9 protein-coding genes are annotated in these 7,758 nt (G+C 73.8%); 3 read left to right on the top strand and 6 right to left on the bottom strand.

Features of this window, described 5'->3' with window-relative positions:
- Positions 1–58 precede the first annotated feature (58 nt).
- Positions 59–133: a 50S ribosomal protein bL37 gene (locus ACFUJR_RS19265; RefSeq protein ID WP_099895366.1), complete on the bottom strand. Its 75-nt coding sequence runs from the start codon at positions 131–133 to the stop codon at positions 59–61.
- A 114-nt stretch (positions 134–247) separates the two neighbouring features.
- Here ACFUJR_RS19265 and ACFUJR_RS19260 point away from each other — a divergent pair, with 114 nt between their 5' ends.
- On the top strand, positions 248–502 hold the full coding sequence (locus ACFUJR_RS19260; RefSeq protein WP_383172911.1) for a type II toxin-antitoxin system Phd/YefM family antitoxin: 255 nt from the start codon (positions 248–250) through the stop codon (positions 500–502).
- Positions 499–939 carry a PIN domain-containing protein gene (locus tag ACFUJR_RS19255; RefSeq protein ID WP_383172909.1) on the top strand — a complete coding sequence of 147 codons (441 nt, stop codon included), beginning with the start codon at positions 499–501 and terminating at the stop codon, positions 937–939. The genes ACFUJR_RS19260 and ACFUJR_RS19255 overlap by 4 nt, the downstream gene beginning before the upstream one ends.
- Positions 940–949: 10 nt before the next feature.
- Here the strand turns inward: ACFUJR_RS19255 and ACFUJR_RS19250 are convergent, their stop codons facing one another.
- Positions 950–2,068, bottom strand: a complete 1,119-nt coding sequence (locus tag ACFUJR_RS19250) for a cobalt-precorrin-5B (C(1))-methyltransferase (protein WP_383172908.1) — start codon at positions 2,066–2,068, stop codon at positions 950–952.
- Positions 2,069–2,080: 12 nt separating this feature from the next.
- Here ACFUJR_RS19250 and ACFUJR_RS19245 point away from each other — a divergent pair, with 12 nt between their 5' ends.
- Positions 2,081–2,815 carry a cobalt-precorrin-6A reductase gene (locus ACFUJR_RS19245; protein ID WP_383172907.1) on the top strand — a complete coding sequence of 245 codons (735 nt, stop codon included), beginning with the start codon at positions 2,081–2,083 and terminating at the stop codon, positions 2,813–2,815.
- Position 2,816: 1 nt separating this feature from the next.
- On the opposite strand, the gene ACFUJR_RS19240 is transcribed toward ACFUJR_RS19245, so the two are convergent.
- The 4 genes from ACFUJR_RS19240 to ACFUJR_RS19225 form a co-directional block, all read right to left on the bottom strand.
- Positions 2,817–4,544: a PA14 domain-containing protein gene (locus tag ACFUJR_RS19240; protein WP_383172905.1), complete on the bottom strand. Its 1,728-nt coding sequence runs from the start codon at positions 4,542–4,544 to the stop codon at positions 2,817–2,819.
- A 277-nt stretch (positions 4,545–4,821) separates the two neighbouring features.
- Entirely contained in the window at positions 4,822–6,318 is a 1,497-nt protein-coding gene (locus ACFUJR_RS19235) for a precorrin-2 C(20)-methyltransferase (protein WP_383172903.1), read from the bottom strand.
- Positions 6,315–6,950, bottom strand: a complete 636-nt coding sequence (locus tag ACFUJR_RS19230; protein WP_383172935.1) for a precorrin-8X methylmutase — start codon at positions 6,948–6,950, stop codon at positions 6,315–6,317. Before ACFUJR_RS19230 ends, ACFUJR_RS19235 begins: the two co-directional genes overlap by 4 nt.
- A gap of 14 nt (positions 6,951–6,964) precedes the next feature.
- Positions 6,965–7,585 carry a hypothetical protein gene (locus ACFUJR_RS19225; protein ID WP_383450574.1) on the bottom strand — a complete coding sequence of 207 codons (621 nt, stop codon included), beginning with the start codon at positions 7,583–7,585 and terminating at the stop codon, positions 6,965–6,967.
- Positions 7,586–7,758: the final 173 nt, after the last annotated feature.

The raw sequence follows: 7,758 nt of genomic DNA, 5'->3' as shown, positions 1-7,758 counted from the left end.
AATAGCGCCCCCGAACGAGCCAGGGGCCGGACACCCGGTGGGTGTCCGGCCCCGGCTGTCAGGCGTTCGGCCGCTTGCCGTGGTTCGCCTTCTTCTTCTTGCGGGCGCGCTTCTTGTTGCCTCGCTTCGCCATGGGGCACATCCCTCTCTCGTGGGGGCTCTGCCCTCGCAAGCCTAGGTTCGGGGCACGGGGGCCGCATCCCGTGCCCTGGGATCGTCGAGCCCGCCGCGGACGCATGGTAGTAACATGTACTACATGGAGACCACGGCTCGAGAGTTCAACCAGAAGTCTTCCCAGATCCTCGCCGCGGCGGCTCGGGGCGAGACAGTGACGGTCACCAAGAACGGGGTCGCGGTGGCCCGCGTCGTGCCCATAGGCGATGAGATCTCGCCGTACCCCATCGATCCCATGGGTGAGATCGATCTTCCCGACCTCGGCCTCCCCGATCTCACCGACGACGAGATCGAGGACGCACTCAAAGGCATGGGGTCGCCGGCGTGATCGCCGTCGCCGACACCAATGCCCTCTACCGCATTCTCGACTCACGTCTCACAGGGCATGACGCGCACAAGGAAGGGCTGGCCGCGATCAGCCACCTGGTGATCTCTCCGATGGTCCTGGCCGAGCTGGACTATCTGATCGCGGCACGAGTAGGCGCGCGCCAGGCCCTGACCGCAGCCCGGTTCATTGAGCGCTATACGGCCACTCGTCGGTTCGAGGTGCCGCCGGTGGCCACTCATCTGTCCACGGCGATCGCCGTGGCCGAGGGCTACGCGGACGCGGACGGGGGGAAGGGGGTCGGCCTGACCGATGCCATGAATGTGGCGCTGGCGGCCGCATACGGCACCGAGGTCCTGTTCACCACAGACCGTCACTTCCGCATGATCAGACCTCTGACCGGACACAAGGCGTTCCGACTGTTGCCCGACGACCTGTGAGGCAGGGCCGTCACGGCCCCGCCGGCTCCGCTCGGCCCACCACCGTGCCCGCGCGGTCGATGCAGACGACGTCGACCGCGACCGGGGCTCCGCGCAGGACCGCCAGGGACTCGTCGCGGGCGCGGGCGGCCACCAGGTCGCCGAGGGGGACGCCCGCGGCCTCGCAGAGGCGGAGGGCCGCCAGGCCCGTGTTCGCCTCCGCGATCTCCGCGGCGAGGGCCTCCGACGCGCCGCCCGTGCGGGCCAGGTCCGCGAGGAAGGCCTTGTCGACCTGGGAGCGGGCCGAGTGGAGGTCCAGGTGGCCCGCGGCCAGCTTGGAGAGCTTGGCGAAGCCGCCGCAGACGGTGAGGCGGCCGACCGGGTGGCGGCGGATGTACTTGAGGACGGCGCCCGCGAAGTCGCCCATGTCGAGCAGGGCGATCTCCGGCAGGTCGTAGAGCGTCGTCACCGTCTTCTCCGAGGTGGAGCCGGTGCAGCCCGCCACATGCGTCAGACCCGCCGCGCGCGCCACGTCCACGCCCCGGCGGATCGAGTCGATCCAGGCCGAGCAGGAGTACGGCACGACGATCCCGGTCGTTCCCAGGATCGACAGGCCGCCGTGGATCCCGATCCTCGGGTTCCACGTCGAGCGGGCGATCTCCTCGCCGTGGTCGACGGAGACCGTGATCTCCACGTCGCCGCCCGTGCTGTGCGCCGCCGCGACCTCCGCCACGTGCTCGCGCATCATCTGCCGCGGGACCGGGTTGATCGCCGGCTCGCCGACCTCCAGGGGCAGGCCCGGCAGGGTGACCGTACCGACGCCGGGACCGGCGCGGAACACGACGCCCGAGCCGGCCGGGAGGAGCCGCACCGTCGAGCGGATCAGCGCCCCGTGCGTCACGTCCGGGTCGTCGCCCGCGTCCTTCACGACCGCCGCCATGGCGTGGTCCGCCGTCAGCTCCTCGGCCGCGAGCGCGAACGCCGGGCGCCCGCCCTTCGGCAGCGTGATCGTCACGGGGTCGGGGAAGTCGCCCGTCAGGAGCGCCGTGTACGCGGCCGTCGTCGCCGCCGTCGCGCACGCCCCGGTCGTCCACCCGGGGCGCAGACCGGTGTGCTTGAGTTGGGCGTCGCGCCCGCCGCCTGCGCTCATGAAAGGGCTCCCGTGCACGTACTCATTCTCGGCGGGACCACCGAGGCCCGCGTCCTCGCCGCGCGTCTCCACGACACCGTACGGGTCACCAGCTCGCTCGCCGGGCGGGTCGCCGCCCCCAGGCTGCCCGTCGGGGAGGTCCGGATCGGCGGCTTCGGCGGCGTGGACGGACTCGTGGAGTGGGTGCGCGCGCACGCCGTGGACGCGCTCATCGACGCCACCCACCCCTTCGCGGAGAACATCAGCTTCAACGCGGCCCGGGCGGCCGCCACCGCCCATGTTCCCCTGCTCGCCCTGCGCCGCCCCGGCTGGGTCCCGGCGGCGGAGGACGACTGGCACCAGGTCGCCTCCCTGGAGGAGGCGGCGCGGACCCTCGACGGGCTCGGGGGGAGGGTGTTCCTGACGACCGGCCGGATGGGGCTCGCGGCCTTCGCCGACTGCCCGCAGTGGTTCCTCGTACGGTCGGTGGACGCCCCCGAGCCCCCGATGCCCGCCCGCACCGAAGTCCTGCTGGATCGGGGGCCGTTCACCCTGGAGGGAGAGCGGGAGCTGCTCGCCCGCCACGCCGTCGACGTGCTCGTCACCAAGGACAGCGGAGGCGCGGCGACCGCCCCCAAGCTCACCGCGGCCCGCGAGGCGGGCATCCCGGTGGTCATCGTCCGCCGCCCCCCGGTCCCGGCGGGCGTACCGGTGGCGGCGACCCCGGAGGAGGCCGCCGCCTGGGTGCGGGAGTGTGCGGAGGCCTGACTCAGCCCGCGTCGGGGGTGCCGAGTTCGGTGACCTCGACCCAGTTCACGGTCTCGTCCTCGACCCGGAGCACGTTGTTCCAGTCGTCAACGGCGAAGACGCCGTACATCACCGTCTCGCCGTCCGCCGCGCTGCCGTGGAGGAACGAGGTGGCGTCCTCGGCGAGGTACTCGACTCGGTGGGCCAGCCAGACGTAGCCGCCCTCGCCGTCCTCGTGCCGCACGGCCTTGAAGACCTCGTACCGCTTCAGGTCGGGCTCCGTGTTCGGCTCCCACTCCAGGAGCACGCCGTCCTCGCGCGGGGTCGCCTTCAGGCCGGTGACGGCCGCGGGGGCGACGAGGTCACCGTGGGTGGTCGCGGAGGCCGCGCCGGAGACCGGCGACTCGTTGCCCGCCTCGTCGACGGCGGTCACCGTGTAGGTGTACGTGGTGCCGTGGCCCACGGACATGTCCGTGTAACTGCTGTACCCGGTCTCGGTGTAGAGCTCGCCGAAGCGGTACACGCGGTAGCGGGCGACGTCCTTGCTCGTCGAGGGTGTCCAGGAGACGACGACGCCGTTGCGCGGCTGGAACACGGCCGTCAGCCCCGTCGGCGCCGCCGGCGCAGTATAGTCGCGGTGGGTCGCCGCCACCCAGGTCCTCGGTGAGGTGTTCCCGGCCGCGTCCACGGCGGCCACCCAGTACGTGTACTCGGCCCGCTCGGTCACCGCGCTGTCCGTCCACGTGGGGGACGTGACCGTGGCGACCCGCTCCTCCGACGTGGGTACGTCCGTGTCCGGCACACGCCGCCGGAAGACGGTGTACGTCGACGCGCCGGGCACCGCCCGCCAGGCCAGCGTCACCCCCGCCTGCCGGTCGGTCGCTGTGAGCCCGTCCGGCGCGGCCGGCGCCGTCCGGTCCGTGCTCGTGACCGTCCCGTCTACGCTGCCCGCGGACTCGTTGCCAGCCTTGTCCACCGCACGGACCTCGTAGAGGAACGATTCGCCGGTGGTGGGCGGGGAGTCGGAGAAGGACCGTCCGGTGACCGGCGTGTCACCGCTTACGCGCGTCCAGGCGGTCGTGGCCAGGCGGCGGTAGACGCGGTAGCCCGCGAGGTCCATCTCCGTGTTCGGCGCCCACCGGAGCGTCGCCCTGTCCGTGGCCCGGTCGTAGGTGGCCGACGCGCCGAGAGGCGCGCGGGGGGCGACCGTGTCGACGGCGGGCGACGTGCGGGGCGCGTAGGAGAAGGCGACGTTCGCCGTGCCCGTGAAGGCCACGTACTCCACGCGGAGGGTGTGCCGGCCGGCCGGGACGGCGACGTCCACGGTCCTGGTCTGTGTGGTGGAGACGTTCCGCCACAGGTCGATCACGCGCACCCCGTCGAGGTACACACGGATGCCGTCCTGCGTCGCGGCGGAGAAGGCGAACGGTCCGCCGGAGCCGAAGTCGCGGGTGACCGACCACCGCACGGAGAAGTTGTCATGGGGCAGCGTGACACCGGCCGGGTCGCCGGTGCCGTAGTTCTCGGCGATGGCGCCGTCGCAGGCGGTCAGCCTGGGCGTACCACTGAAGGACGTGTTGGCGAAGTACTGCGCCGTCCAGACCGGGGACGTGCGGTGGACGGCCGCGGCGGCCGCGCCGGCCGGAGACGTGCAGCTGACGGCCGCGGAGGCCGGGGTGGCGGTGAGCAGACCGCCGGCGGCGGCGAGGGCGGCCGTGGTGGCCAGCGCGCCCAGCCGATGAGGAGTCATCACAGAGGGAAGGGCCCTTTCCGGACCGAAACGTCATGGCAGATGTCTGGGGAAAGGCGGTGCGGGTGGGGCCGGTGATCCGCCGGAGCGGGACTCTACCGACCCCACCCGCCCCTGACCAGGGGGTTCTCTGGTGCGGTCAGTCGGCGCGTCTGCTCCGGCGCCGTCCCGGGCCGTCCCCGCCGGCGCCCGTGAGCGGGCGGAACGGGGACGGCCCGTTCGGGCAGAGCCCATCGAGGCCCGGCCCGTACGACCGCCTCGCGGCGACGGCTTCCGCCTACGCCTCCGGGTAGCGCCGTGGCGTCCAGGTGATCGTGCGGCCGTCGCCGCGCTCGACCGCGCGCGTCTGCGACGAGCCGACGAGCAGCAGCGTCCGCATGTCGACCTCGGACGGCTCCAGCGTCTTCAGCGTCACCACCCGTACCGACTGCTCCGGGCCGCCCACGTCCCGCGCCACGACCACCGGGGTCTCGGGCGAGCGGAGTTCGAGGAGCAGGTCACGGGCGGCCGCCACCTGGTGCGTACGGGACTTCGAGCCCGGGTTGTAGAGCGCCAGGACCAGGTCCGCCGTGGCCGCCGCGCGCAGCCGCGCCGCGATGACCTCCCAGGGCTTGAGGCGGTCGGAGAGGGAGATGGTCGCGTAGTCGTGGCCCAGCGGGGCGCCCGCCGCGGCCGCCGCCGCGTTCGCGGCCGTCACGCCCGGGAGGACCCGTACCGGAACGTCCGCGTACCGGTCCTCCGACGCCACCTCCAGAACCGCCGTCGCCATGGCGAAGACCCCCGGGTCGCCGCCCGAGACGACCGCGACCCGGCGCCCGCGCCGGGCCAGGTCCAGGGCGAACTCGGCGCGCTCGGACTCGACCTTGTTGTCCGAACCGTGCCGGAGCTGGCCGGGACGCAGCGCGGGGACCCGGTCGAGGTACGTGGTGTAGCCGACCAGGTCGTCGGCGTTGACCAGCGCGCCGCGCGACTCCGGCGTCAGCCAGGGCGCGCCCGCCGGGCCCGTGCCGACGACGACGACCTCGCCGCCGGTCTCCCGGGACTCCGGCGGGACGGCGTCGATACGGGAGGGCAGCACGGCCACCGAGAAGTACGGCACCGTCTCCGCGTCGACCTCGGAGAGGATCTCCGTCCGCTCGCCCGCCATGAACGCCCGCTCCACGTAGCGGGCGTCCTCCAGCCGGCCCGCCCGCTCCAGGGCGCGCCGCACGGTCGGGAACGTGCGGCCGAGCTTCATCACGACCGCCGAGTCCGTGCCCGCGAGGCGGGCCGTCAGCTCGTCCTCCGGCAGCGTGCCGGGGATGATCGTCAGGACCTCCTCCGCCTCGCACAGCGGCTCCCCGAGCCGGGCGGCGGCGGCGCTGACGGAGGTGACGCCGGGAATGACGGTGGTGTCGTAACGGTCCGCGAGCCGCTTGTGCATGTGCTGGTACGAGCCGTAGAAGAGCGGGTCGCCCTCGGCGAGCACGGCCACCGTGCGTCCGGCGTCCAGGTGGGCGGCGAGGCGGGCGGACGCCTCCTCGTAGAAGTCGTCGAGCGCGCCCCGGTAGCCGCCGGGGTGGTCCGTGGTCTCCACCGTGAGCGGGTACACGAGCCGCTCCTCGACATGGTCCTCGCGGATGTGCTCGGCGGCGATCGAGCGCGCGATGGAGCGGCCGTGGCGGGCGGAGTGGTACGCGATGACGTCGGCGGAGTCGATGGCCCGCACGGCCGCCAGCGTCATCAGGTTCGGGTCGCCGGGCCCGAGGCCGACCCCGTACAGCTTGCCGGTCATGCCTGGATCTCCGCTTCGGTCGCGATGGCGTTGATCGCGGCGGCGGTCATCGCGCTGCCGCCGCGCCGGCCCCGCACGACGAGGTAGTCGAGGCCCAGGGTCTGGGCGGCCAGCGCGTCCTTGGACTCGGCGGCGCCGATGAAGCCGACCGGGATGCCGAGGACGGCCGCCGGACGCCCGGCGCCCTTCTCGATCATCTCCAGGAGGCGGAAGAGGGCGGTCGGCGCGTTGCCGACGGCGACGACGGAGCCTTCGAGGCGGTCGCGCCAGAGTTCGAGCGCGGCGGCGCTGCGGGTCGTGCCGAGTTCGGCGGCGAGCGCGGGCACGGACGGGTCGGAGAGCGTGCAGACCACGTCGTTGTCGGCGGGCAGCCGCTTGCGGGTGACTCCGCTGGCGACCATCTGCGCGTCGCAGAGGATGGGGGCGCCGGCCCGCAGCGCGGCGCGGGCGCGGGAGACGACCTCGGGCGAGTACGCGAGGTCGCGGACGAGGTCGACCATGCCGCAGGCGTGGATCATGCGCACCGCGACCTGGCTGACATCGGCGGGCAGACCCGCCAGATCCGCTTCGGCACGGATCGTGGCAAAGGACTGGCGGTAGATCTCCGCGCCGTCCTTCTCGTAGTCGAACATCCTGTTGCTCTCGCTCATCTCGTTGGGGTGCGGGCCGCCGCGACGGCGTGGGGAAGGTCTGTACGGGGGGTGGGGCGCCCGTCCACGAGGTAGCCGCCGTCGGCGACGGCGACGACGTCGACCCAGGCGTGGCCCTGCGGGTGGCCGCACCGGCGCTCGCAGCCGGAGAAGTGGACGGGGAGACCGCCGAGGCCCGGGGTGGCGTCGGCGCGCACGTCCGCGAGGGACTTCGCGCAGCCGGGCCGCCCGGCGCAGGCGCCTACGCCGGCCCAGGGGTCGGTGGGCCGGGTGATGAGCCCGGCCGCGTCCAGCTCCGGCAGCCGCTCGTCGGAGGCCCCGACGACGACGACCCCTCGCCAGGGTGTGAGCCGCACCTCGTCGGCGGGCAGCAGCGCCCGCAGCTGGGCGGCGGTCAGCCGCCCGAGGGGCGCGAGCACGTGCAGCGCGCGACCGCCGAGCGCTCCGGCCGCGGGCGGCGCGACGCGCGGCAGGGGCGGCGCGGGAACGACGGCGCGCGCATCGATCCCGGCCCGTGCGAAGGCGGCGGTCAGGTCGAGGGGGGTGACGGGGGCCGCGCCGGCGGCATCCACGCGGCCCTCGGGTGCCGGGCGGCGGGTGGCGCCAGCGGCATCCACGGGGCCCTCGGGTGCCGGGCGGCGGGTGGCGTAGGTGTCGGGTGCGGGGTGGCCGGTGGGGTTGTCGGTCGTGGCGTGGGGGTCCAGCCCCGGGTGGTCGGCCGGGCCGCTTCACACCTATGAGACGCGCATGGTCGGACGGATGGTCGAACGCGGCTATGACCCGGCCTTCG

Source organism: Streptomyces sp. NPDC057271 (genome assembly GCF_042668715.1).
GTDB lineage: Bacteria > Actinomycetota > Actinomycetes > Streptomycetales > Streptomycetaceae > Streptomyces.
This window is presented reverse-complemented; position numbering and strand designations above follow the sequence as displayed.